Below are 23,144 nucleotides of genomic sequence, written 5' to 3'. Positions count from 1 at the left end.
GCAAAAAAAGGGTGAACTGCCTTGGCGATCGGGAAAAAAGTGAGACGAGCACTTGTTTTTCTTCTAGTCAGCATCAATGTCGTCATACTCGGTGGCTGTTGGGACCGGGAGGAAATTAACGACATTGCGATCGTGCTCGGAATCGGCATTGATCAGGTGAAAAACGGAAACATTAGACTGACAGTAGAGATAGCCGTGCCGCGGGTGATCGGGAGTGGACAAATGGGGGGGACAGGCGGTGACAAAGAAGAAACAATCATTCGGTCAGGGACAGGCGTGACAATCGCTGACGCCATTGCCCAATTGCAGGAGCGGTTGCCCCGCCGCTTGTTTTGGGGGCATATGAAGATCGTCATATTCGGTGAACAGGCAGCGAAAGTGGGCATTCGTGAGCATCTCGACTTTTTGATTCGCCATCCACAAACCCGTACTCGCTGTAATGTGTTTGTCGGCAAAGGATCGGCGAAAAGTATGCTCGAACTCATTCCCCCGATTGAACAAAGTGCATCGGAAGTGCTAAGGGAAATGGCGGAATCAAGAACATTGATGCGGAAAACGGCGAAAGAAACGTTGCAAACGCTAAACAGCGAAGCAGAAACGGTGTTGCTGCCGATGGTGAAAGTGTTGCCACCTCCAAAAGGAAAGAAAGAAATAGAGACGATCCCCTTTATTTACAGTACGGCGGTTTTTAAGAAAGATCGAATGATCGGACAGATTGACGATTATATAACGCGCGGCGTGTTATGGATTCGCGACGAAATCAAACTGGCGCATGTGACGGCGAGGGTTCCAGGAGAAAGAGGAAATATTACATCGCGAATGATCCGCGCGCATACTGATATCACACCGAAGCATGAGAAAGGGAGATGGAAGATTATCGTCAATGTCACATCGGAACATGACATTATATTAAATGGAACAAAACTCGATTTATTAAGTGAAAGAAATATTCAGCGCATCGAAACAGAGCTGGAAAAAGATATAAAACGACGAATGAGAAGCGCCCTGGATCAGCTGCAGAAAGACATGAAAGTTGATGTGTTCGGTTTTGCTGACGCGATTCATAAAAAATATCCATCGCGTTGGCGCCATCTGAAAAAACGTTGGAACGATGTATTTCCTGATTTGCCTGTAGAATTGAACATAACGGTGAAAGTGCGCCGGCCGGGAATGAATTTCCCTCCGCAAGGTGTGCCAGAACAAGAGGTGAAAGAATGAAAGCATGGTTAGTCGTCGGGATGCTTATCATTGTCGGGCTGATTTGGTGGTACGAATGGTCTCGGCTTGAGCGGGAGTACAAAAAGGAGAAGGCAGCTGTCGCTATTTTGCTTTGCCTGGCTATGCTGTTGGGAGTCATATTAATGGTGAATCCAGATCTTCCCGGACCGACGCAAGCAGTGGATCGTTTGTTCCGTCCCTTCGGGAAAATGTTAGAAAAGTAAAAACGCTTAATTTGTACGGAACAAACATGGAACGACAAGGAAGTGGAAGGCAATTGCAAAAGGGGAAAATTCCGTCCGTACATGATGTTGCTGCTGTATCCAGCATTATTGCTACAGCCATCCTGCTTGTCCTAGGGGGGGACGGTTCAACACACCAGGCAAGATATGTGGATGTCGCCGTTTTGGACTTCGCTCATCGGATTTTTGACAGTGCATCTGTCTGTTCAGTTGCACTGTCTTTATCCGAAAAAAATGCCGATTGAATATAGTGCAGACATTTTAGGAAAGTGTTCGGAAAACTAGTCGGATTGCTTTTTTGTTTTATTTTCATATTACCGGAATTACTATCCGTGAATATGGGGAGTTTATTGTCGGTCATTTTTTGGTTCGTGCGCCAATGAGTTTCGTGATGGGAACGATGGGGGATGTGCTGTCGTCGCCCGCAGCGGAATTCACGTGCTCGGGCGGCTGGCGCAAATTCTTGTACCTGTCGTCATGATTTTACTGATGCTCATCGCGATTTTGCTGCTCCCGGATATCGATCCGAAAAATATGTTGTCGATGTTTGAAAACAGGCTTTTGCCGTCGATCATGGGCACAGCAGCCCCGCAAAAGCTTTTAATGGCGTTTTTGCTTCCGCATGTCATTGACGAGGATCGCGGGCAAAAGTGGGGAAACATCACGGTTATTTTAATTATGCTTACCTTATTTGTCGCCAACGTAATGACTCTTTTTGTGCTCGGAAATATTACGGGTGATTTTGTGTATCCGGTGATGAATGCTGTCCACTACATTAGTATCGCGGATCTTTTTAGAGCACGTCGAGGTGATTGTCATGAGGTTTGGGGTGGGGATGAAAATTTCCATCTTTTATTATGTCCTTGCATTAGCAACAGCTCAGTGGCTAACTATCTCTCAGCATCAGCCGCTTGTTTTTTTGCTCAGGCTTACATTGTGGCTCTGTTCCATTTGGTCGGCGAATGATTTAATGGACATCGCACATTTTGTAGAAACAGCCGGCTCTTTTTAGTTAACGATCGTGCAAACGGTTATTCCGTTGTTTCTGCTGCTAGTCGCCAAATGGCGGAAACCGCGGACTTCTTCCTCATCAGTTGCTTCGCAAGAATAAGAACATTAGCACCAACCACAGTTTTGGCGATTCATCCAAAGCCGGCCGCCTCGAAAAGCGGCCAACCTTTTTAGGATCTGTTCCGTTCGCGTGCCTCTTCCGGCGTATCGAGCCGGCTTGCCCCTTTATAGGAAAGCGACTGATCACGGTCTGACTCAACTTGCCGCGACTGTTTCAACTTTTTCTCCTGCCGATCTTTTCCCACCAAATCCCGCTCCTTTCTATGTGATGATCATTTGTTACTATGACCGGGCGATGGTTTTTCTATGCATGTTTAACAATGGAAAACAGTCATTCATCTCTATATGCCGGTCTTGCCGGTTAGAAGAGGATAAAAAATGGCATAATGAACATAATAAGGGGTGGAAAAAATGGAAGGGATGTATTTTTATCTCTTTTTTTGGTCGGTATGGCTTGTGGCAACGTTTTTTATGAAAAAGACCGCCGTCCGCACGAAACTGGCGGTGTTTGCGCTTTTCATGATCAGTTCGGCCTCGTTGACGGTGGAAGTTGGCTCTATTCATGTGGCGTTGTCCTTTTTTGTGCTTTTTTTCTTTTCCTGTTACACAGCGGTCGAGCGGCGGCCGTGCCACCCGCTGTTGATGGCGTTATCGGCGTCCGGATTGGCGTTTGCTTACACCGCCTTCCGTTTGCTTGCCTTGTTTGACCCAGTTTGGATTTGGTTCGATGGCCAGTGGATGCTCGCTTGGTGGCTCGCCCTCGTCAGCTGCCTGTTCCACCGTGGTCTTGTCGACCGCCTTCTTTGTTTGGCGCTCGGTGGTTGCCAAGGGGAAGCGGTGTACGCTGCGGCCATTCACCGGATGGGGCCTGACTACGTGCTCGGTTCGTTTTCTTTTTTAGATGTGACAGCGATTAGCGCGTCATGTTTGCTCGCTTGGGAAATGATTCGCTTCCTTTCACTTCAGCTTGAGGAAAAACGGTCTGTAGGGAGGACGAGACAGCCGTGAACGAATATACATTTCCAATTTTATACGGTGTGGCTGTTGGGGTATTAACGCGTCTTTATTTATTGCGCACTGATTACCGCCAATACCCGACATACTTGCACGGCCGGACGATCCATATCGCGTTAGGAGCCATCGCAGCCGGCTTGGGTACGATTGCTGTGCCGGCGATTATGGAAAAAGAATTTGCGGCCATCACGTTTTTGGCGTTGGCGGCTTCGCAGTTTCGCGACGTACGCAATATGGAGCGCAATACGTTAAACGAGCTGGATCAGTATGAACTAGTGCCGCGCGGAAAAACATACATTGAAGGTATTGCGATTGTTTTTGAAGGGCGGAACTATTTAGTTATTTTCGTCTCTTTTTTCTCCACGCTCTTTTATTTAATGTGGAATGTTTGGGCTGCGCTCGTGGTCAGCGTCATCGGCATAATGGTGGCGCGGCGGTTTATGAGCGGAAGCCGGTTGAAAGATATCGCCGATGTGAAATATGTCAAGCCTCATTTTGAAGGAGCAGGGCTTTATGTCGACAATATTTACATTATGAATATCGGGTTGCCGGCGCGAAGGGAAGAGATTTTGCGTTACGGGATGGGCTTTATTTTGACGCCGAAAAACTTCAACGCCCGAACAACGATCGCCAACCTTGGGCAGCGGCAAGCGATTTTGCACGATGTATCGACGGCGCTTGGCATTTACCGTGACTCGGGAACACCGGCGCTCGTGCCGCTTGCCAAACGCGATTTAAACGACGGTCGCGTCGGCGTTTTCATTTTGCCGCAAGTGAAGGATGTCGAAAAGGCGAAAGCGGTCATTGAAAATGTTCCGGTGCTTGAGAGCGCCATCCGCATGCCGGCGAAACGGCGGTGGAAACGGAGAGGAGGCGGCAGTGATGACGCATGAAAAAATGATTTTGGCCATTATTACGACCAATGCTGAAAACGTGGCCGGTGGTGCCCCGATTTTCGTTTGCCGCACAAAAGAGGAAATGGAACAGATCGCTACCAATTTAGAGGCGATTTTAGACGGCATCGCCCATGAACTAAGTGACGGATTGTTTGTGATTGTCAAGCATTAAAGCGGTTGTTGGACGTTTCGCTTTTTGATAAAATAAAGCAGTTGTAGCATGTCTTGGTTCATCACCAAAAGATATCCTTGATGGGTAAAACTGCACATGTTCATGTAACCTAAATGGACAAAACATGTAAAAAAAGAGGAGGCAGCTCCCCATAACTTTGGCAGTAAAAGAAATGGAGCGTCAGTACGCTTAACGGTGGTGAACCGATGCCCTAGGAGCAGGGCGTTTTTTTCAAGAGCAAAACGATGTAAAAATGAGGATAAAGGGTGGTAGCATGGCAAATCCAGTCGTGGCCATTGTCGGCCGTCCGAATGTGGGGAAATCAACCATTTTCAACCGCATCGTCGGAGAACGCATTTCCATCGTTGAGGATGTACCGGGGGTGACGCGCGACCGCATTTACAGCAGCGCCGAATGGTTGAACCATTCATTTTATTTAATTGACACGGGAGGCATTGACATCGGTGATGAGCCGCTGCTTGTGCAAATTCGTCAGCAGGCAGAAATCGCCATCGATGAGGCGGACGTCATCATCTTTATGACGAACGGCCGTGACGGTGTGACAGCCGCTGATGAAGAAGTGGCGAAACTGCTGCGCCGGTCGAATAAGCCGGTCGTGCTCGCCGTGAATAAAATTGATAACCCGGAGATGCGTGATTTGATTTACGATTTTTACGCTCTTGGTTTTGGCGAGCCGTACCCCATTTCCGGGGCGCACGGAACGGGACTTGGCGATTTGCTTGACGCTGTTGCCCGCCATTTTCCGAAAGATCACGGCCAAGAATATGAAGAAGACGTGATTAAGTTTTGCCTCATCGGCCGGCCAAACGTCGGTAAATCGTCGCTGGTTAACGCCATTTTAGGGGAAGAACGAGTGATTGTCAGCGACATCGCCGGCACGACGAGGGACGCTGTGGACACCTCGTTTGTCCGCGAAGGTCAGAAATATGTTATTATTGATACAGCAGGAATGCGCAAACGAGGAAAAATTTATGAAAGCACGGAGAAATACAGTGTGTTGCGCGCGCTAAGAGCCATTGAGCGCTCGGATGTCGTGCTCGTTGTCCTGAACGCAGAGGAAGGGATTATTGAACAGGATAAAAAAATCGCCGGGTATGCGCATGAGGCAGGGCGTGGCGTCATTCTCGTCGTCAATAAATGGGATGCCGTCGAAAAAGACGATAAAACAATGGTGGAATTTGAGCGGAAAATTCGCGATCATTTTCCATTTTTGGACTATGCACCGATTTTATTTGTGTCGGCGAAGACAAAACAGCGGCTTCATAAGCTGTTGCCGCTCGTGCAACTCGTAAGTGACAACCACGCGATGCGCGTTCAAACGAACGTGCTCAATGAAGTCATTATGGATGCGGTGGCGATGAACCCGACGCCGACGCATAACGGTCGGCGCCTAAAAATTTATTATATGACGCAAGTCGCCGTCAAACCGCCGACGTTCGTCGCTTTTGTCAATGATCCGGAACTCATGCACTTTTCATACGAACGATTTTTGGAAAATCGCATCCGCGACGCGTTCGGCTTCGAAGGTACACCGATCAAAATCATTGCCCGCCCGCGGAAATAAGAAAAGCGGCGGCGCCGAGACCAGCTCTCGAAGTCAAACATTCTCCGGCCACAGGGGGGCTTGCACCCCGAGGGGGAGGTTATTTGGTGGAAGAGAGCTAGGCGCCAAAGCTAGACAGAAAGAAAAGCGGCGGCGCCGAGATTAGCTCTCGAAGCCAAATGTTCTTCACCCGCAGGGGTGCTTGCACCCCGAGGGGGGAAGTTATTTGTCGGAAGAGAGCTAGGCGCCAAAGCTAGACAGAAAGAAAAGCGTGAGCGATTTGTCGCGGCGGGCACATGTTCTTCGCCGGAAGAGACTGGCCATCCAAAGGCGAAGGTGATTTGACCTCGAGCAGCGTTTTTCAGGAAAGTGACAATCGGGCAAAGGAAGTGGGAAGCGATGGAGAACATTACCGTATTGGGGGCAGGAAGTTGGGGGACGGCGTTGGCGCTCGTTTTAGCTGACAATGGGCACCGCGTTCGGCTTTGGAGCCATCGGGCTGAACAAGTGAGGGAGATCAATGAACAGCGGACAAACGAAAAATATTTGCCAGGCGTCCGCCTGCCGGAGGTTATTATCGGTTATGACGACCTTGGCGCCGCGCTTGATGGCGTTTCCATTGTTGTGCTAGCCGTGCCGACGAAAGCGATCCGCGAGGTACTCCAGAGAGCGCGCATGTGTTTGGCTGCGCCGATCACGATCGTTGCCGTCAGTAAAGGAATCGAGCCGGGGACGCATAAGCGCGTGTCGGAAATTGTCACCGAAGAAATCAGTGAATGGCTAGAGGACGTCGTCGTCCTTTCCGGGCCGAGTCATGCTGAGGAAGTGGTGCTCCGCCATCCGACGACGGTGGCAGTGTCATCGCCGAACATGGAAGCGGCACAGTGTATTCAAGATGTATTTATGAATCACCACTATTTCCGCGTTTATACGAACCCTGACTTAGTCGGTGTCGAAGTCGGCGGGGCGCTGAAAAACATTATTGCATTAGCCGCCGGCATCAGCGATGGGCTTGGCTATGGAGATAACGCAAAGGCGGCTCTGATTACGCGGGGATTGGCTGAGATAGCCCGTCTTGGCTGCGCCCTCGGCGCTAACCCGTTGACGTTTGCCGGACTGGCTGGGGTCGGCGATTTGATCGTCACGTGCACAAGTGTTCATTCCCGCAACTGGAGAGCCGGCCATATGCTTGGCCAAGGAAAAAAGCTTGATGATGTGCTTGAAAGCATGGGGATGGTTGTTGAGGGAGTGCGGACGACAAAAGCCGCCTATGAGTTGGCAAAAGAGCTCGGTGTGAAAATGCCGATTACCGAAGTGCTCTATGAAGTGCTGTTTGACGGAAAAAATCCGAAAGAAGCGGTCGATTCACTCATGGCGCGCGGAAAAAAGCAGGAAATGAACGATTTAATGAACATTTTTGCCGAACAGTAACACCGAAAATAGGCGGATGGTGATACAAGTCGTCTCTGTTTTGCATACAATATGACGAACCATCATCGGCTCGAGCTTCCGGAAGGGTATAAGGCGATGCTGAAGTAAAGAAAGCCCCGCTTTACTTCAGCTTTTTTTATGGCGATGCTATAATAGTAGTTGTCGAAAAAGGAGGAACGCCCATGTCACCAGCTTTGGCAAAAATGTGGATCGCCATCACCTCGATGGTATTTATGTTTATTTCAGTCGGCTTCATTTATTTGAGCCGCTATAAGATCAAGATCAAATGGTTAAGCTTTCTTTTGTCGTTTATTGCCTATATTCTGTTAGTGTTAGCTGGCATCATCATCTTTTTCGTTGTGTTCAGCGGACCGACGCCGCAATAGTCAAAGGATGGAGGAACTCATGAAACAGATTGCTCGCTTCCTTTTAGTCTGCCTGTTTATCGTGCCGCTTTCTGGGTGTTTATATCCGCAAGAGCGGCTAAAACAAAACCAAATCCCTTACAAAGACCAAGTGGCGGCCGTCCAATCGGCGGTTAATGAGTACCGGAAGGCGACCGGCGGACTGTTGCCGATTAAAACGCGCGATATGAAAACGCCGGTTTACTTAAAGTACCCAATTGATTTCCAAAAACTCGTTCCGCGCTATATGCAGGAACCGCCAGGAAACGCCTATGAAAGTGGAGGCGTCTTTCAATATGTCATTATTGATGCGGAAACGAACCCAACGGTCAAGCTCCTCGATTTACGCTTAGCTGAGCGCATCCGCGATCTGAAGCTGCGGCTGAAGATGTATACGGATGAGCACCGTTATCCGCCGTTTAAAGATGTTGTCGCGCCAGGTGTGTTTACACTCGATTACAAGAAACTCGGCTACAAAGAGCCGCCATACGCGGTCAGTCCGTTTTCCGGCAACAACTTGTCGTTTGTCATTGACGGCAGGGGGGAAATTTACATTGATTACCGTTCTGACCTGTATAACGCCTTGAAAAAATATCCGCACCATTATAAGCCGGGAGATGACATCCGTGCTCTGTTGACGGATCACTCTCTCTTTGTACCGGCGTACTCCCTTCCGTATACGATCGATGCCAAAACGAACGAGCCGATTTTTTTCACGAAATGAGTCATCATCCCTTCTCTAGGAAAATACATTCTAGAGAAGGGATTTTTTCATCGCTTTTTAGTCATAACCGAATAGGACAACATCATATGCATATAGTGTCCTATCATACTAGTTGATTTCGTTGTTTCTAATAACGACCGAAGGACTGGAGGGGAGTCATTTGGAAAAGGTCGATATTTTTAAAGATATCGCCGAGAGGACTGGCGGCGACATTTATTTAGGCGTTGTCGGCGCTGTCCGTACCGGAAAATCGACATTTATTAAACGGTTTATGGAGCTTGTTGTCATTCCAAACATTAAAAACGAAGCCGATAAAGCGCGCGCCCAAGACGAACTGCCGCAAAGCGCCGCCGGCAAAACGATTATGACGACGGAACCGAAATTCGTGCCAAACCAAGCGGTGACGGTGAAAGTCGATGACGGGCTTGAAGTCAACATTCGCCTTGTCGACTGCGTCGGCTATGCCGTGCCTGGCGCGAAAGGGTATGAAGATGAAAACGGCCCGCGGATGATCCACACCCCTTGGTATGAAGAGCCGATTCCGTTTCAAGAGGCGGCAGAAATCGGGACAAGGAAAGTCATTCAAGAACATTCGACGATCGGGGTTGTCATTACGACGGATGGCTCGATCGGGGAAATTCCACGTCAAGACTACGTAGAAGCTGAGGAGCGGGTCATTGGCGAACTGAAAGAAGTCGGCAAGCCGTTTATTATGGTCGTCAACACCGTTCGGCCGCATCATCCGGAAACCGAAGCGCTCCGCCGCGAGCTTGCTGAAAAGTACGACATCCCGGTGCTCGCTATGAGCGTGGAAAGCATGCGCGAGACCGATGTATATAACGTGCTTCGTGAGGCATTATATGAATTTCCGGTGCTCGAAGTGAACGTCAACTTGCCGAGTTGGGTGATGGTGCTTCGTGAGGACCATTGGTTGCGTGAAAGCTATCAGGAAGCGGTACGCGACACGGTGAAAGACATTAAGCGGCTGCGCGATGTTGATCGGGTTGTTCAGCAGTTTGCTGAGTACGATTTCATTGAAAAGGCACGGCTTGCCGGCATCGAAATGGGGCAAGGGATCGCCGAAATTGACTTGTATGCGCCGGATGAGCTGTACGACCAAATTTTAAAAGAAATCGTCGGCGTTGAAATTCGCGGCAAAGATCACTTGCTCCAGCTTATGCAAGACTTCGCCCATGCAAAAGCAGAGTACGATCAAATCGCTGACGCATTGAAAATGGTCAAACAAACAGGATACGGCATCGCTTCGCCTGCTTTGTCTGACATGAGCCTTGACGAACCGGAAATCATCCGCCAAGGATCGCGCTTTGGCGTTCGCTTAAAAGCGGTTGCTCCGTCCATCCATATGATTAAAGTCGATGTCGAATCGGAATTCGCGCCGATTATCGGTACGGAAAAACAAAGCGAAGAGCTCGTTCGTTATTTAATGCAAGATTTTGAAGACGATCCGCTGTCGATTTGGAACTCCGATATTTTCGGCCGATCGCTCAGCTCGATCGTCCGCGAAGGTATCCAAGCGAAACTTGCGCTCATGCCAGAAAACGCCCGCTACAAGCTGAAAGAAACGCTCGAACGCATCATCAACGAAGGCTCCGGCGGCCTCATCGCCATTATTTTATAGAAAAACGAAGACCGCGCGATCAGCTCCCAATCCGGGAGCTCTTTTTTTTCGCCATTAATCTTTCATAGGAGAAAAAAATCGCTGAAACCCTTGAGAAATCAGGATTGGCACTTGATTATGCGCATGGCGTTATGGTAATCTTTTATCTGAAATCATTGTTTTGGTGAAATATGCCTAAAATTGGCCGCTTTGGCGAAAAAGATGTTGAATTATCGCGATAAATTGGTTAAGATTAGGCATGTCACCGCATCTTGGCGGAACGAAGGCAGTTCCGTCGCTCCTTCCGCCTCATCTTGAAGAGGCAGGTGGCGCCTGAACTGTCAAGGGGACGCCTCGATCGGCGGCGGGTACGGGCGCATTTTCTGTCAGTCGTTCTGAATGAAAACAGAATCATTGGCTACGTGGGTGCAGCGCTTATTCTTGCGTGCGCCAACCTTTTCGCCGCCAAAGCTGTTAATGTCTATGTATAGAAAAGCAGAAAAGTGTGCACAAATGGTAGTAAACAAGATGAGCTCCCTTGGGAGGAGGTGAATGGCATGAACAAGACGGAATTGATCAACGCAGTAGCTGAAACAAGCGGTCTTTCCAAAAAAGATGCAACAAAAGCCGTTGATGCGGTATTTGACTCGATTACAGAAGCGTTGCGAAAAGGCGATAAAGTGCAATTAATCGGCTTTGGGAACTTTGAAGTGCGCGAGCGCGCTGCCCGGAAAGGACGCAACCCGCAAACGGGTGAAGAAATGGAAATTCCGGCAAGCAAAGTTCCTGCATTCAAACCAGGCAAAGCATTAAAAGATGCTGTAAAATAAGCCTACATAGCCGAAGCAGGAGCTTAGGAGGGAAGGGCAGGTGATCAACTGCCCTTCTTTTTTGTTTTTTTTCGCTCCCTATGCTAGAATCGGATTACATGCAGCTTTTATGACGCAGGAGGATGTTGTTTGTATGTCAGAGATCAATTATGAACAAATTGAATATGCGGTCCGCCTCATCTTGGAAGCGATCGGCGAAGATCCGAACCGTGAAGGGCTTATTGATACACCAAAACGGGTGGCAAAAATGTATGCTGAGGTGTTCGCCGGGCTTCGGGAAGACCCGAAGCAGCATTTTCAAACCGTATTCAGCGAGGAACATGAGGAGCTCGTGCTTGTTAAAGACATTCCGTTTTATTCGATGTGCGAACACCATTTAGTGCCGTTTTTCGGCGTCGCTCATGTCGCTTATATTCCGCGCGAAGGAAAAGTGACCGGGTTGAGCAAACTTGCCCGGGCTGTCGAAGCGGTGGCGCGCCGTCCGCAGTTGCAAGAGCGCATCACGGCGACAGTGGCCGATTCAATCGTCGAAGCGCTCGAGCCGCACGGAGTCATGGTTGTCGTTGAGGCGGAGCATATGTGTATGACGATGCGCGGCGTAAAGAAACCGGGGGCGAAAACAGTCACAACGGCGGTGCGTGGTGTGTTTGAAACAGACGCCAACGCCCGGTCCGAAGTGCTTTCGTTAATTAAAGCGTAAGGAGGGCAAATGATGTATACGAACAGCGATTTTGTCGTCATTAAAGCGCTCGAAGACGGAGTGAACGTCATTGGGCTGACGCGCGGCGCGGATACGAGGTTTCATCATTCGGAAAAACTCGATAAAGGCGAAGTGCTGATCGCCCAGTTTACAGAACATACGTCAGCCATTAAAGTGAGAGGTAAGGCGTATATTCAAACGCGCCATGGCGCAATCGAATCGGAAGGGAAAAAGTAACCGCGCAAATTTCTAGCAAACTAGAGCGTTTTCGACAAAATTGTGTTATAATGAGTCCGTCATTGCGGTGCGGATATTTCTCGGGGACAAGGGTGATTCGTGTGAATGACATCATGGTGAAATTGGCGTCATTGAAGGAACAAATTGAACGGCTGCTTAATCATTCATATTTGCGCGAGCATGTGCCGGCGCCGGCTGTCGATGAAGACCGGTTGCTGTTGGCGCTGTCGATGTTTGCTGATGCTCCAGCGGCGCCGAATGAATCGGATCGGTATATCATCGCCATGATGCTCGTGCAGATCGCCCTTGATACCCATGATGAGGTAACAGATAGCGGCGATGATTTGAAGACGCGGCAGCTTATCGTCCTCGCCGGCGATTTGTACAGCGGACTGTATTACGAATTGTTGGCGCGTTCTGGCGATATCGCGCTCATCCGTTTGTTCGCCGAAGCGATCCGCGACATTAACGAACAAAAAGTACGTCTTTATGAAAAAAGCTCGGAGCGGATCGAGACGCTATTTGCAGCGGTCGGCACGATCGAATCAGCGTTGCTTGCAAAACTTGCCGATCGCATGGCAGTGCCGCAGTGGGGGCAGTTTGCGTACCATTACTTATTGCTGCGGCGTCTGCTTCAAGAACGGGAATCGTTCGTCGGCACTGGGACGTCGGTGCTCTTTGAGCAAATGGCGCATATCGCATTCCCGCGGGCGAAGGTGCTGACGAACGAGCAACAACGGTATTTGCTTCGCCTTTGCAACCGCTATATCGACCATTGCAAAGAAGCTTTGTTCACGGCGAAATTGCTGCCAAACGACGTGCTGGCGCTCCGCGTGACTGAGCTTTCCGGTGGATTTTCAGCCATCGCCAAAAAGACGGTGGAAGAAGGGTAGAATGATGCATCAATCAAAGGAAGAGCGAGTTCATCGTGTGTTTGAAAAAATCTCCACTCATTATGATCGGATGAACTCCGTCATCAGCTTCCGTCGCCATTTAAAATGGCGCGAAGACGTGATGCGACGGATGAATGTGCAAAAAGGGAAAAAAGCGCTCGATGTTTGCTGCGGGACGGCCGACTGGGCGATCGCCTTAGCCGAGGCGGTCGGGCCAGAGGGGGAAGTGTATGGCCTCGATTTCAGCGAAAACATGTTAAAAGTCGGCGAGCAAAAGGTGAAAGAGCGCAGCTTGCACAATGTGAAGCTCATTCATGGCAACGCCATGCAGCTGCCGTTTCCTGACAATTCGTTCGATTACGTGACCATTGGTTTCGGCTTGCGCAACGTCCCTGATTATATGACGGTGCTGAAAGAAATGCACCGGGTCACGAAACCGGGCGGCATGACTGTCTGTTTGGAAACGTCGCAGCCGACGCTATTTGGCTTCCGCCAGCTTTACTATTTTTATTTCCGGTTTATTATGCCGCTGTTTGGCAAACTATTGGCCAAAAGCTATGAGGAGTATTCGTGGTTGCAAGAGTCCGCGCGCGAGTTCCCGGGGCGGGATGAGCTGGCGGAAATGTTTCGCGCCGCTGGCTTTGTCGATGTCGAGGTCAAACCGTACACGTTCGGCGTGGCGGCGATGCATTTAGGTTACAAACGATGAGTCAAGGTGAACATTCATGAAGTTAAAGGCGATGTATTCGTTTTTAAGCAAGGATTTGGCGGCGGTCGAACAAGAGCTCGAGCGGACGGTTCAGTCGGAATATGGGCCGCTTGGGGAAGCGGCGCTGCATTTATTGCAGGCGGGCGGAAAGCGGATCCGTCCCGTTTTTGTCTTGCTTGCCGCCCGCTTTGGCCATTATGATCTCGAGCGGATCAAGCATGTAGCTGTAGCGCTCGAACTCATTCACATGGCATCGCTCGTCCATGACGATGTGATCGACGATGCCGACTTGCGCCGCGGCCGACCGACGATCAAAGCGAAATGGAGCAATCGGTTTGCCATGTACACGGGCGATTATTTGTTTGCCCGTTCGCTCGAACGGATGGCGGAACTTGACGACCCACGCGCTCACCAAGTACTCGCGAAAACGATTGTCGAAGTGTGCCGCGGGGAAATTGAGCAAATTAAAGACAAATACTGGTTTGAACAACCACTCCGCACGTATTTGCGGCGCATCCGCCGGAAAACGGCGCTGCTGATCGCTGCTAGCTGCCAGCTTGGCGCTCTGGCCGCTGGCGCCCCGGAATCGGTGGCTAAACGTCTGTATTGGTTTGGCCATTATGTCGGCATGTCGTTTCAAATTACGGATGATATCCTCGATTTTACAGGCACGGAAGAGCAATTGGGCAAGCCGGCGGGAAGCGACTTGCTGCAAGGAAACATCACCCTCCCGGTGCTGTACGCGCTTCGTGATGAACGGTTGAAAGCGGCGATCACCGCTGTCAGCCCGGAAACCAATGCGGATGAGATGGCAGCTGTCATTTCCGCCATTAAGCGAACGGATGCCATTGACCAGTCGTACGCATTAAGCGACCGCTACCTCGAAAAAGCGCTCCGTCTGCTCGGTGAATTGCCCGCCAATAAGGCGCGCACCTTGTTGCATGATCTCGCCCTCTACATCGGGAAAAGGGATTATTAACGCTTTCAAGGACATTATTGCCAATGACGCGAAACAATGGTACTATGATGAGGGGAACCCGTTTCCTAGTACATACGACAGTAGGGGTGGAGAGTCAATGAAAGAACGGACATTTTTAATGGTAAAGCCAGACGGGGTTCAGCGCAATTTAATCGGTGAAATTGTCTCCCGCTTTGAAAAAAAGGGATTCCAGCTTGTCGGCGCCAAGCTGATGCAAGTGTCGCGTGAGCTGGCTGAGCAGCATTACGCCGAACATAAAGAGCGTCCGTTTTTTGGCGAGCTTGTTGATTTCATTACGTCCGGACCGGTATTCGCGATGGTGTGGGAAGGTGAAAACGTGATCGCTGCCGCCCGGCAAATGATGGGGAAAACGAATCCACAAGACGCCGCACCGGGGACGATTCGCGGAGATTTCGGCTTGACGGTCGGCAAAAACGTCATTCACGGTTCCGATTCGCCGCAAAGCGCGGAACGCGAGATCAACTTGTTCTTCAAAGAAGAAGAGCTCATTACATATACAAAACTGATGAACGAATGGCTATATTAATGTGAAGACCGGCCACAACTTGGCCGGTTTTTGCCATTTTATGAGGACGACACGATAACGGGAGAGGGGGCAGTACCGATGGATGATTATGCACAATTTATTGCGAAAGTGAAACGAAAAACCGGTATTGATCTTTCATTGTATAAAGAGGCACAAATGAAGCGGCGTTTAACGTCTTTATATGTAAAAAAAGGATTAAACAGCTTTGCCGAACTGTTTGCGGAGATGGAAAAAAACCCGGTGCTATGGCATGAATGTTTAGACCGGATGACGATCAACGTGTCAGAATTTTACCGCAACGCGAAGCGGTGGGACGTGCTTGAGCGCATTATTTTGCCGCGGTTGTTGGCGGAAAATCCGCGTCCAAGAGTATGGAGTGCTGCTTGCTCGGCCGGCGAGGAACCGTATACGCTCGCGATGGTGCTTGCGAAATACCTGCCGCTTCACCGCGTGTCGGTGTTGGCAACTGACATTGATGAAAATGCGCTCGCTCGCGCGCGTCTTGGGGTATACGGCGAACGGTCGCTCGCTGAGCTGCCGGAAGAAATGAAAAAAAAGTTTTTTACGAAAGACGGACAGTATTATAAAATAGACGAAAAGGTGAAACAAGCGGTCACGTTTCAAAAACATAATTTGCTCGCCGATCCGTTTCCGGGGCCATTTGATTTGATTGTCTGCCGCAATGTGCTCATTTACTTCACCGAAGAGGCGAAACGGGCGTTGTATCCAAAATTCCGTGACGCGCTCCGGCCGGGCGGTGTGCTGTTTGTTGGCAGCACGGAGCAAATTTTCAATCCCGGCTCGTACGGGTTTGAAGTCGAGGAGACGTTTTTTTATCGGAGAACATAGCGGGCTTTGCCCACTTTTTTTACAGAAAAACTATTTTCATTTTTTTAATTTATGATATATTTTTACATAAACGCGTTAAAGAGCTGAAGGGAGAGACAGATATGCGTTATTTGACGGCAGGGGAGTCACATGGACCACAATTGACGGCCATTTTAGAAGGGGTGCCGGCGGGGCTCGAGCTGCGCGCCGAGCATATTAATAAAGAGCTCGCTCGCCGGCAAAAAGGGTATGGACGCGGCCGGCGCATGCAAATTGAAAAAGATGAGGTCAAAATCGTCGGCGGCGTCCGCCATGGCAAAACGCTCGGCTCGCCGATTGCGCTTGTTGTTGAGAACCGTGATTTTCAACATTGGCAAACGATTATGGCTGTTGAGCCGATTGATGATGAAACCGAAGTCAAGCGAAAAGTAACGCGCCCGCGCCCGGGGCATGCTGATTTAAATGGAGCCTTGAAATACGGGCATCGCGATATGCGCAACGTGCTCGAGCGCTCGTCGGCAAGGGAAACGACTGTGCGTGTAGCCGCCGGGGCCGTGGCGAAACGTCTGCTCGAAGAGGTCGGTATTCGCGTCGCCGGACATGTGCTAGAAATTGGCGGCGTGCGTGCCGAGAAGCTCGATTACCGCTCACTTGACGAGCTGCAAAAAGTGACAGAGGAATCCCCGGTGCGCTGTTTTGATCCGGAGGCAGGGCAAAAAATGATGGAAGCGATCGACTTAGCGAAGAAAAACGGTGATTCGATCGGCGGCATCGTCGAAGTGATCGTCGAAGGAGTGCCGGCCGGAGTTGGCAGCTATGTTCATTATGACCGGAAGCTCGATGCGAAAATTGCCGCTGCCATCGTCAGCATTAACGCCTTTAAAGGCGTCGAGTTCGGCATCGGATTTGAGGCGGCGCGCCGGCCGGGAAGCGAAGTGCACGACGAAATCATTTGGAGCCCGGAACAGGGGTTTTCGCGCCGGACGAATCGAGCTGGCGGCTTTGAAGGCGGAATGACGACCGGGATGCCGATCGTTGTGCGTGGGGTGATGAAGCCGATTCCGACGTTGTACAAGCCGCTTGGAAGCGTCGATATCGACACGAAAGAACCGTTTACAGCGAGCATCGAGCGGTCAGACAGCTGCGCCGTACCGGCGGCAAGCGTCGTTGCCGAGGCGGTCGTCGCTTGGGAAGTGGCGGCGGCGATCGTTGAGCAATTCGGGCAAGATCGGATTGACTTGATCAAAGAAAACATTGAGCGCGCTCGCCGCTATGCAAGGGAGTTTTAACGATGATGGAACGGACGATTGAAACGGCGACGAAACAATATCCGCTTCTGCTGGGTGATGGGGCGGCTCGCGCGTTGCCGCGCCTGCTCCGCTCGCTCGCCTGTCCACCGGGGACGAAGCTGTTTATCATTACCGACGATGCGGTGGCGCCGCTTTATTTGGATGAGGTGCGCGCCATGCTTGCCGCTGCTGAGTATGACGTATATGCCTATATCATCCCGAGCGGAGAGGCGGCCAAGTCATTCGACAACTATTACGCCTGCCAAACAGCGGCGCTCCAGTGCAGCTTAGACCGCCGTTCAGTCATTATCGCGCTTGGCGGCGGCGTTGTTGGCGATTTAGCCGGATTTGTCGCGGCCACCTATATGCGTGGCATCCGCTATATTCAAATGCCGACAACACTCTTGGCTCATGACAGCGCCGTCGGCGGCAAAGTGGCGATTAACCATCCGCTTGGTAAAAATATGATCGGTGCCTTCCATCAGCCGGAAGCGGTTGTGTATGATACGACTTTTTTGCGCACGCTGCCTGAGCGTGAACTCCGGTCGGGGTTTGCCGAAGTGATCAAGCATGCGCTCATCCGTGACCGCCGCTTTTATGAATGGCTGCGTGCGGAAGTGAAGACGCTCGCCGATTTGCGCGGCGAAGCGCTCACCTATTGTATTGAAAAAGGCATCGATATTAAGGCGTCTATCGTACGTGAAGATGAAAAAGAAACCAGCGTGCGTGCCCATTTAAATTTTGGTCATACGCTCGGCCATGCGCTTGAAAGTGAACTTGGTTACGGTACGCTCACCCATGGGGAAGCAGTCGCCATCGGCATGCTGTTTGCCGTGTTTGTCAGTGAACGGCTTTATGGCCACTCGTTTGCTGAGCACCGCTTTGCCGAATGGTTTGCCCGATACGGTTTTCCGGTGTCGCTGCCGACGACGGTGGAGGCCGATCGGTTGCTTGAGAAAATGAAAGGTGACAAAAAAGCATACGCCGGGACGGTGCGGATGGTGCTCTTGCGCGAGATCGGCGACGTCGAAGTCGTGGAATTAGAAGATGATAAGCTGCTCGCTTGGCTAGATGAGTTCGCCAAACAGGGGGGAGGACGATGATTCGCGGCATTCGCGGAGCGATTACGGTTGAACAAAATGAAGCCGAAGAAATCGTGACGGCTACCGAAATACTGTTGCGTGAAATGATTGAGGCGAACGGGGTCGTCGCCGATGATGTTTCGTTTGTGCTCATTTCCGTCACGGATGATATCAACGCCGCATTTCCGGCACAGGCGTTGCGCCGGATTGACGGTTGGACGTACGTGCCGGTCATGTGCACAAGGGAAATTCCGGTGCCCGGCTCGCTGCCACGTTGCATCCGAGTCATGATGACGGTGGCGACGGAGAAAAAGCAGGATGAGATTTGCCATGTATATTTAAAGGATGCGGCCATACTGCGCCCGGATTTGTCGTTGACAAAAAAGACAGAAATGTAATATAGTTAAAATAACTTCTTTGCCCGCCGCATGGCGGACTTCGGAAGAAGTGGAGCGAGAGCTGAGAACGAGTGTAGGGTAGATGAGAATGAGCGAGTTTAGCTGAGGTGAGCGTTTGTTATTTGTTTGCTGACATCTGCCCAAAGACGGTCGTCTTTGGGCGTTTTCTTTCCTCTTTTCGCCTCATAAACCCTCATTCTCCGCCCGCTGATCATGAAGGGAGGAGAAGGGATGTCCACGAATGGGCTAGCCGCTTTTTTAGCGGATGCCAACGAGTTCCGCACCATCCCGATTGTGCGCAAATTTTTAGCCGATGTCATTGAACCGCTTGGAGTATTTAGCAATTTGCGTGATGAAGCGGTGTTTTTGCTCGAAAGCAAAGACGATGAATCACCATGGGCTCGCTATTCGTTTATCGGGGTCGCGCCGTTTTTGACACTCGAAAGCGAAACAGGGGAGACGTTTTCCGTGAAAGACGAAAATGGAAACGAACAAGTTGTAATGCCGACGTTGAAAGAGGCGTTTCAATGGGCTGAGCAGGCGCTTGATGTCCGACCGTTGAGAGAAGTAGTGCCGTTTACAGGCGGCGCGGTCGGGTTTTTAGGATACGATTTCATTTCAGCCATCGAAAAGGTGCCGCGTCATGAAAATTGTGATTTAGGTATGAAAGCTAGTTATTTCGTATTTTGCGAATCGCTGTTTGCTTTTGACCACCAAAAGCGTGAGCTCCTGCTTATTCACTATATTCGGTTGCATGGTGGTGAAACAGAACAGGAAAAGATTGAGAAATATCGCTCCGCCCAACAGCGCATCGCCGCGTTGGCGGCAAAAGCGGTGCGAATCCAAGCTGAACGGCCGCTGTTGCCGGCAGATGAGGAAGCCGGGCGGGCTGTCTCGTTTGCTCAGGCGATGTCCAATTACGAAAAAGAACGATTTTTGCAAGACGTAGAAACGGTGAAACAGTATATCGCGGCTGGTGATGTGTTTCAAGCTGTTCTGTCGCAGCGTTTTTGCGTGCCGGTCCGCGCGGGCGGTTTGGCCGTTTATCGGTTGCTCCGCCATATTAATCCGTCGCCGTACATGTTTTATTTCCGGTTGAGTGATACAGAAATTGTTGGAAGTTCACCGGAAAAACTCATCCAAGTGCGCAATCGGCGCATTGAAATCGATCCGATCGCCGGAACGAGGCGGCGCGGGCGCTCGCCCGAAGAGGATGCGATGCTGGCTGATGAGCTGTACAACGATCCGAAGGAGCGGGCTGAGCATTATATGCTCGTTGATTTGGCACGCAACGATATCGGCCGGGTGGCAAAATACGGAACGGTCAAGACGCCAATCTTGATGGAAATCGGCAAGTTTTCCCACGTGATGCATTTAATTTCGAAAGTCGTCGGTGAGTTGAATGATGATGTTCACCCCATTGATGCGTTGCTTGCCGCCTTTCCGGCTGGGACGGTGAGCGGAGCGCCGAAAGTGCGGGCGATGCAAATTTTACAAGAGCTTGAGCCAACAGCTCGCGGATTGTACGCCGGGGCGATTGCTTACATCGGCTTTGACGGCAATATCGACTCATGCATTGCCATCCGGACGGCGGTCATCAAAGATGGCTATGCGTACGTGCAGGCCGGCGCGGGCATCGTCGCTGACTCCGTCCCAGAACTTGAGTGGAAAGAGACGTGCAATAAAGCAAGCGCCTTAATGAACGCCATTGAACAAGCAGAACGACTATTTGTCAAAGGGGAGAGGATCGTATGTTGAAGCGGCTGCTTTCCAAATGTGCGGAAGGGAAAACGTTGACGGAAGAAGAAGCATATGAAGCGATGGCCACCGTCATGGATGGGGCGGCGACAGACAGCCAAATCGCGAGTTTGTTGTCGATGTTGTGCCTGCGAGGGGAGACGGTCGACGAGCTGACCGGGTTTGTGCGAGCCATGCGTGACCGGATGATGGCGATTGATGCCGGTGATGATGTGATCGACACGTGTGGCACAGGTGGTGACGGAGCAGCGACGTTCAACATTTCAACAGCTGCGGCAATCGTCATTTCATCGCTCGGCGTCAAAGTTGCCAAACACGGCAATCGCGCTGTTTCATCAAAAAGCGGCAGCGCCGACGTGCTCGAGCGTCTTGGCATCAATATTCAATCGTCGCCAGACGCCGCCAAGGAGGCGTTGGAAACGAACGGATTAACATTTTTGTACGCCCCTTTGTATCACACAGCCATGAAACATGCCGCCGGGCCGCGGAAAGAAATCGGTTTTCGCACGGTTTTTAACTTGATCGGCCCGCTTGCCAACCCGGCACGTTGCAAGCGGCAAGTCGTCGGTGTTTATTCGACCCGCTACGCCGAGAAACTAGCGGAAACGATGCGCCGCCTTGGTTCGGAGCATGTGCTGTTCGTCACCGGTCGCGATGGGCTCGATGAATGCAGCATCGCCACGGAAACTGATGTTGTTGAACTGAAAGATGGAGCGATTCGCCGCTTTGTCATCACCCCGGAAGAAGTCGGTTTGCCTCGCGGAGAGCTTGCTGATGTGCAGGTGCATAATCCGGAAGAAAGCGCCGCATTGCTTGAAGCGGTCATGACCGTGACAGCGCCGGAGAGCGCCGTGAATATCGTCGCCTTAAACGCCGGTGTCGCCTTGTACGCCGCCGGCAAGACAAAAACGATCGCTGATGGGGTGACGATGGCGAAAGACGCTATTTTGTCCAACGCTGCTTATAGGCAGTTGCAGCGGCTGCGGGCAAAGGAAGTGGTCCGTGATGCTTGAGCAAATTTTAGCGACAAAACGAGAGGAACTTGACACATTGACATTGCCGGAACCGTTGCCGGAGCCGAAACGCCGTCCTTTCGCGGCGGCGCTCCGCCGGCCGCGGCGGGCGCTCGGGCTAATCGCCGAAGTAAAAAAAGCGTCTCCGTCTAAAGGCATCATCCGCCCGGACTTTGATCCGGTCGCCATTGCCAAAGCGTATGAGCGCGCGGGGGCTGATGCGATCAGTGTGCTGACGGACGAGCGCTATTTCCAAGGGCACCGCCGCTATTTGCAGGAAGTGAAAGAAGCGGTCAACATCCCGGTGTTGCGCAAAGATTTCATCATCGACCGCCGGCAAGTGGAAGAAAGCGCCCGGCTCGGGGCGGATGCAATTTTATTGATCGGCGAAGCGCTGCCGCCGGAAATGCTCGAGGCGCTCTATCAAGAAGCGTACAGCATCGGGCTGGAATGTTTAGTGGAAGTGCATGCGAAAGAAACGCTTGAGCGGATTTTGGCTCGGTTTACGCCTGAAGTGGTTGGCATTAACAACCGCGATTTGCATACGTTTGTCACAACACTTGAGGCGACAAAAGCGCTCGCTTCCCTCATTCCGCCGTCGAGCGTCATCGTCAGCGAAAGCGGGATCAGCTCATACCGTGATGTACGAACGATCCGCTCATACGGGGTACAGGCGATGCTTGTCGGTGAGTCGCTCATGCGCCAAGCGGATGTCGAACGGGCGGTTTACCGGCTGTTTGGAGAGGATGATGGCAATGGTTCGGCTTAAATATTGCGGCAACCGTTCGGCGGACGATGTGCAAGTCGCGCTCGCGAGCGGGGCGGATTATCTTGGCTTTATTTTTACTGAAAGCAAACGGAACGTTTCACCTGAGGAGGTGAAGCGCTGGTTAGCACTAGCATCACTCGGCGATAAGCAGCTCGTCGGTGTCTTTGTCAATGCCTCTGTTGATCAGATCGCTTCTGTCACCGAACAGCTGCCGCTTCATGTCGTCCAATGCCATGGTCATGAGACACCAGCTGAGCTGGCCGTCGTAAAGGAAGCGACACGGCTCTCGGTTTGGAAAGCGATTCATCACGACGATGGGGCGCTCGAGACGATGAAGCAATATGCAGGGGTAGCTGACGGCTACGTTGTCGACAGCCGCGTCGCTGGTGCATGGGGAGGAACGGGCGTCTCTTTTGACTGGGAGGCGGTGCCGCGCTATTTGGAAGAGGCAGCACGCCAAGGTGTGCCGTGCTTCATCGCCGGCGGCATCACCCCGGACAATATCGAGCGGCTGCTCGCCTATCGTCCCGACGGGATCGACATTAGCAGCGGCATTGAAACAGACGGACGCAAAGACCCGGCTAAGATGAAGCAGATAGAAGAAAAAACAAAACAGTATCTCGCAGTAGGAAAAGACGTGAAAAGATCGTTTCGCTCCATGCTCGGACGATGAAACAGCGCCGCTTCGGCAATCGAGAGGTGCGCTTTCACACGAAATTCGTCATTTAATCTTAAGAAAAAAGAAGGTGGCTTTGATG

General features: G+C 51.1%; 27 protein-coding genes. 26 read left to right on the top strand and 1 reads right to left on the bottom strand.

Annotation, left to right across the window (positions count from 1 at the left end):
* The first annotated feature begins 21 nt into the window (after positions 1-21).
* From NSQ22_RS11765 to NSQ22_RS11755, 3 genes are all read left to right on the top strand, one after another.
* The gene (locus NSQ22_RS11765) at positions 22-1,218 is read left to right on the top strand and encodes a Ger(x)C family spore germination protein (protein WP_339263513.1); all 1,197 of its coding nucleotides are present in this window, start codon (positions 22-24) and stop codon (positions 1,216-1,218) included.
* Entirely contained in the window at positions 1,215-1,442 is a 228-nt protein-coding gene (locus tag NSQ22_RS11760; RefSeq protein ID WP_029760979.1) for a hypothetical protein, read from the top strand. Before NSQ22_RS11765 ends, NSQ22_RS11760 begins: the two co-directional genes overlap by 4 nt.
* Positions 1,443-1,796: 354 nt before the next feature.
* Complete coding sequence (locus NSQ22_RS11755; RefSeq protein WP_144038731.1) at positions 1,797-2,426, top strand: GerAB/ArcD/ProY family transporter; 630 nt, start codon at positions 1,797-1,799, stop codon at positions 2,424-2,426.
* A 215-nt stretch (positions 2,427-2,641) separates the two neighbouring features.
* Here the strand turns inward: NSQ22_RS11755 and NSQ22_RS11750 are convergent, their stop codons facing one another.
* Positions 2,642-2,776 carry a YpzI family protein gene (locus NSQ22_RS11750; protein ID WP_008879632.1) on the bottom strand — a complete coding sequence of 45 codons (135 nt, stop codon included), beginning with the start codon at positions 2,774-2,776 and terminating at the stop codon, positions 2,642-2,644.
* A 166-nt stretch (positions 2,777-2,942) separates the two neighbouring features.
* Here NSQ22_RS11750 and NSQ22_RS11745 point away from each other — a divergent pair, with 166 nt between their 5' ends.
* The 23 genes from NSQ22_RS11745 to NSQ22_RS11635 all read left to right on the top strand — a co-directional run bounded on the left by NSQ22_RS11745 (position 2,943) and on the right by NSQ22_RS11635 (position 23,059).
* Positions 2,943-3,539: a hypothetical protein gene (locus tag NSQ22_RS11745; protein WP_339263511.1), complete on the top strand. Its 597-nt coding sequence runs from the start codon at positions 2,943-2,945 to the stop codon at positions 3,537-3,539.
* A complete protein-coding gene (locus tag NSQ22_RS11740) occupies positions 3,536-4,438 on the top strand; it encodes a YIEGIA family protein (protein WP_008879630.1) in 903 nt (300 codons plus the stop codon). The genes NSQ22_RS11745 and NSQ22_RS11740 overlap by 4 nt, the downstream gene beginning before the upstream one ends.
* Positions 4,428-4,613 carry a hypothetical protein gene (locus NSQ22_RS11735; RefSeq protein ID WP_008879629.1) on the top strand — a complete coding sequence of 62 codons (186 nt, stop codon included), beginning with the start codon at positions 4,428-4,430 and terminating at the stop codon, positions 4,611-4,613. Before NSQ22_RS11740 ends, NSQ22_RS11735 begins: the two co-directional genes overlap by 11 nt.
* Positions 4,614-4,887: 274 nt before the next feature.
* Positions 4,888-6,198 carry a ribosome biogenesis GTPase Der gene (gene der, locus NSQ22_RS11730; RefSeq protein ID WP_008879628.1) on the top strand — a complete coding sequence of 437 codons (1,311 nt, stop codon included), beginning with the start codon at positions 4,888-4,890 and terminating at the stop codon, positions 6,196-6,198.
* A 378-nt stretch (positions 6,199-6,576) separates the two neighbouring features.
* On the top strand, positions 6,577-7,608 hold the full coding sequence (locus NSQ22_RS11725) for an NAD(P)H-dependent glycerol-3-phosphate dehydrogenase (protein ID WP_008879627.1): 1,032 nt from the start codon (positions 6,577-6,579) through the stop codon (positions 7,606-7,608).
* 182 nt (positions 7,609-7,790) lie between these two features.
* A complete protein-coding gene (locus NSQ22_RS11720) occupies positions 7,791-7,994 on the top strand; it encodes a DUF2768 domain-containing protein (protein WP_008879626.1) in 204 nt (67 codons plus the stop codon).
* A gap of 19 nt (positions 7,995-8,013) precedes the next feature.
* The gene (locus NSQ22_RS11715) at positions 8,014-8,736 is read left to right on the top strand and encodes a hypothetical protein (protein ID WP_008879625.1); all 723 of its coding nucleotides are present in this window, start codon (positions 8,014-8,016) and stop codon (positions 8,734-8,736) included.
* 160 nt (positions 8,737-8,896) lie between these two features.
* Positions 8,897-10,375: a stage IV sporulation protein A gene (gene spoIVA, locus NSQ22_RS11710; protein WP_008879624.1), complete on the top strand. Its 1,479-nt coding sequence runs from the start codon at positions 8,897-8,899 to the stop codon at positions 10,373-10,375.
* A 536-nt stretch (positions 10,376-10,911) separates the two neighbouring features.
* On the top strand, positions 10,912-11,184 hold the full coding sequence (locus NSQ22_RS11705) for an HU family DNA-binding protein (RefSeq protein ID WP_008879623.1): 273 nt from the start codon (positions 10,912-10,914) through the stop codon (positions 11,182-11,184).
* Positions 11,185-11,317: 133 nt separating this feature from the next.
* Positions 11,318-11,884 carry a GTP cyclohydrolase I FolE gene (gene folE / locus NSQ22_RS11700; RefSeq protein ID WP_029760976.1) on the top strand — a complete coding sequence of 189 codons (567 nt, stop codon included), beginning with the start codon at positions 11,318-11,320 and terminating at the stop codon, positions 11,882-11,884.
* 12 nt (positions 11,885-11,896) lie between these two features.
* Positions 11,897-12,121 carry a trp RNA-binding attenuation protein MtrB gene (mtrB, locus tag NSQ22_RS11695; protein ID WP_008879621.1) on the top strand — a complete coding sequence of 75 codons (225 nt, stop codon included), beginning with the start codon at positions 11,897-11,899 and terminating at the stop codon, positions 12,119-12,121.
* A 113-nt stretch (positions 12,122-12,234) separates the two neighbouring features.
* Positions 12,235-13,014 (top strand): heptaprenyl diphosphate synthase component 1, encoded by a 780-nt coding sequence (locus NSQ22_RS11690; RefSeq protein WP_029760975.1) that lies wholly within the window; start codon positions 12,235-12,237, stop codon positions 13,012-13,014.
* A gap of 4 nt (positions 13,015-13,018) precedes the next feature.
* Positions 13,019-13,723 carry a demethylmenaquinone methyltransferase gene (gene menG / locus NSQ22_RS11685; RefSeq protein ID WP_029760974.1) on the top strand — a complete coding sequence of 235 codons (705 nt, stop codon included), beginning with the start codon at positions 13,019-13,021 and terminating at the stop codon, positions 13,721-13,723.
* Positions 13,724-13,739: 16 nt separating this feature from the next.
* A complete protein-coding gene (gene hepT, locus NSQ22_RS11680; RefSeq protein WP_008879618.1) occupies positions 13,740-14,702 on the top strand; it encodes a heptaprenyl diphosphate synthase component II in 963 nt (320 codons plus the stop codon).
* A 97-nt stretch (positions 14,703-14,799) separates the two neighbouring features.
* Positions 14,800-15,249: a nucleoside-diphosphate kinase gene (gene ndk / locus NSQ22_RS11675; RefSeq protein ID WP_008879617.1), complete on the top strand. Its 450-nt coding sequence runs from the start codon at positions 14,800-14,802 to the stop codon at positions 15,247-15,249.
* A gap of 78 nt (positions 15,250-15,327) precedes the next feature.
* Positions 15,328-16,098: a protein-glutamate O-methyltransferase CheR gene (locus NSQ22_RS11670; protein WP_008879616.1), complete on the top strand. Its 771-nt coding sequence runs from the start codon at positions 15,328-15,330 to the stop codon at positions 16,096-16,098.
* A gap of 101 nt (positions 16,099-16,199) precedes the next feature.
* A complete protein-coding gene (gene aroC / locus NSQ22_RS11665) occupies positions 16,200-17,366 on the top strand; it encodes a chorismate synthase (RefSeq protein ID WP_008879615.1) in 1,167 nt (388 codons plus the stop codon).
* 2 nt (positions 17,367-17,368) lie between these two features.
* Positions 17,369-18,469, top strand: a complete 1,101-nt coding sequence (gene aroB, locus NSQ22_RS11660; protein ID WP_011887695.1) for a 3-dehydroquinate synthase — start codon at positions 17,369-17,371, stop codon at positions 18,467-18,469.
* The gene (gene aroH, locus NSQ22_RS11655) at positions 18,466-18,846 is read left to right on the top strand and encodes a chorismate mutase (RefSeq protein WP_008879613.1); all 381 of its coding nucleotides are present in this window, start codon (positions 18,466-18,468) and stop codon (positions 18,844-18,846) included. The genes aroB and aroH overlap by 4 nt, the downstream gene beginning before the upstream one ends.
* A gap of 231 nt (positions 18,847-19,077) precedes the next feature.
* Positions 19,078-20,604, top strand: a complete 1,527-nt coding sequence (gene trpE, locus NSQ22_RS11650) for an anthranilate synthase component I (protein ID WP_008879612.1) — start codon at positions 19,078-19,080, stop codon at positions 20,602-20,604.
* Positions 20,598-21,617, top strand: a complete 1,020-nt coding sequence (gene trpD / locus NSQ22_RS11645) for an anthranilate phosphoribosyltransferase (RefSeq protein ID WP_008879611.1) — start codon at positions 20,598-20,600, stop codon at positions 21,615-21,617. The genes trpE and trpD overlap by 7 nt, the downstream gene beginning before the upstream one ends.
* Complete coding sequence (gene trpC, locus NSQ22_RS11640) at positions 21,610-22,386, top strand: indole-3-glycerol phosphate synthase TrpC (RefSeq protein WP_029760972.1); 777 nt, start codon at positions 21,610-21,612, stop codon at positions 22,384-22,386. The genes trpD and trpC overlap by 8 nt, the downstream gene beginning before the upstream one ends.
* Entirely contained in the window at positions 22,373-23,059 is a 687-nt protein-coding gene (locus NSQ22_RS11635) for a phosphoribosylanthranilate isomerase (protein WP_100660214.1), read from the top strand. The genes trpC and NSQ22_RS11635 overlap by 14 nt, the downstream gene beginning before the upstream one ends.
* Positions 23,060-23,144: the final 85 nt, after the last annotated feature.

Source organism: Geobacillus sp. FSL K6-3411, from assembly GCF_037965715.1.
Classification (GTDB): domain Bacteria; phylum Bacillota; class Bacilli; order Bacillales; family Anoxybacillaceae; genus Geobacillus; species Geobacillus thermodenitrificans.
Note: the sequence above shows the minus strand (reverse complement) of the source record. Positions and strands in the feature narration are given on the sequence as shown.

Bases quoted from the DNA above. Each gene is read 5' to 3' on its own strand.
- NSQ22_RS11760 (WP_029760979.1), top strand. From the start codon at position 1,215: ATGAAAGCATGGTTAGTCGTCGGGATGCTTATCATTGTCGGGCTGATT.
- NSQ22_RS11745 (WP_339263511.1), top strand. From the start codon at position 2,943: ATGGAAGGGATGTATTTTTATCTCTTTTTTTGGTCGGTATGGCTTGTG.
- NSQ22_RS11735 (WP_008879629.1), top strand. From the start codon at position 4,428: ATGACGCATGAAAAAATGATTTTGGCCATTATTACGACCAATGCTGAA.
- der (WP_008879628.1), top strand. From the start codon at position 4,888: ATGGCAAATCCAGTCGTGGCCATTGTCGGCCGTCCGAATGTGGGGAAA.
- NSQ22_RS11725 (WP_008879627.1), top strand. From the start codon at position 6,577: ATGGAGAACATTACCGTATTGGGGGCAGGAAGTTGGGGGACGGCGTTG.
- NSQ22_RS11720 (WP_008879626.1), top strand. From the start codon at position 7,791: ATGTCACCAGCTTTGGCAAAAATGTGGATCGCCATCACCTCGATGGTA.
- NSQ22_RS11715 (WP_008879625.1), top strand. From the start codon at position 8,014: ATGAAACAGATTGCTCGCTTCCTTTTAGTCTGCCTGTTTATCGTGCCG.
- NSQ22_RS11705 (WP_008879623.1), top strand. From the start codon at position 10,912: ATGAACAAGACGGAATTGATCAACGCAGTAGCTGAAACAAGCGGTCTT.
- folE (WP_029760976.1), top strand. From the start codon at position 11,318: ATGTCAGAGATCAATTATGAACAAATTGAATATGCGGTCCGCCTCATC.
- mtrB (WP_008879621.1), top strand. From the start codon at position 11,897: ATGTATACGAACAGCGATTTTGTCGTCATTAAAGCGCTCGAAGACGGA.
- NSQ22_RS11690 (WP_029760975.1), top strand. From the start codon at position 12,235: ATGGTGAAATTGGCGTCATTGAAGGAACAAATTGAACGGCTGCTTAAT.
- menG (WP_029760974.1), top strand. From the start codon at position 13,019: ATGCATCAATCAAAGGAAGAGCGAGTTCATCGTGTGTTTGAAAAAATC.
- hepT (WP_008879618.1), top strand. From the start codon at position 13,740: ATGAAGTTAAAGGCGATGTATTCGTTTTTAAGCAAGGATTTGGCGGCG.
- ndk (WP_008879617.1), top strand. From the start codon at position 14,800: ATGAAAGAACGGACATTTTTAATGGTAAAGCCAGACGGGGTTCAGCGC.
- NSQ22_RS11670 (WP_008879616.1), top strand. From the start codon at position 15,328: ATGGATGATTATGCACAATTTATTGCGAAAGTGAAACGAAAAACCGGT.
- aroC (WP_008879615.1), top strand. From the start codon at position 16,200: ATGCGTTATTTGACGGCAGGGGAGTCACATGGACCACAATTGACGGCC.
- aroB (WP_011887695.1), top strand. From the start codon at position 17,369: ATGATGGAACGGACGATTGAAACGGCGACGAAACAATATCCGCTTCTG.
- aroH (WP_008879613.1), top strand. From the start codon at position 18,466: ATGATTCGCGGCATTCGCGGAGCGATTACGGTTGAACAAAATGAAGCC.
- trpE (WP_008879612.1), top strand. From the start codon at position 19,078: ATGTCCACGAATGGGCTAGCCGCTTTTTTAGCGGATGCCAACGAGTTC.
- trpD (WP_008879611.1), top strand. From the start codon at position 20,598: ATGTTGAAGCGGCTGCTTTCCAAATGTGCGGAAGGGAAAACGTTGACG.
- trpC (WP_029760972.1), top strand. From the start codon at position 21,610: ATGCTTGAGCAAATTTTAGCGACAAAACGAGAGGAACTTGACACATTG.
- NSQ22_RS11635 (WP_100660214.1), top strand. From the start codon at position 22,373: ATGGTTCGGCTTAAATATTGCGGCAACCGTTCGGCGGACGATGTGCAA.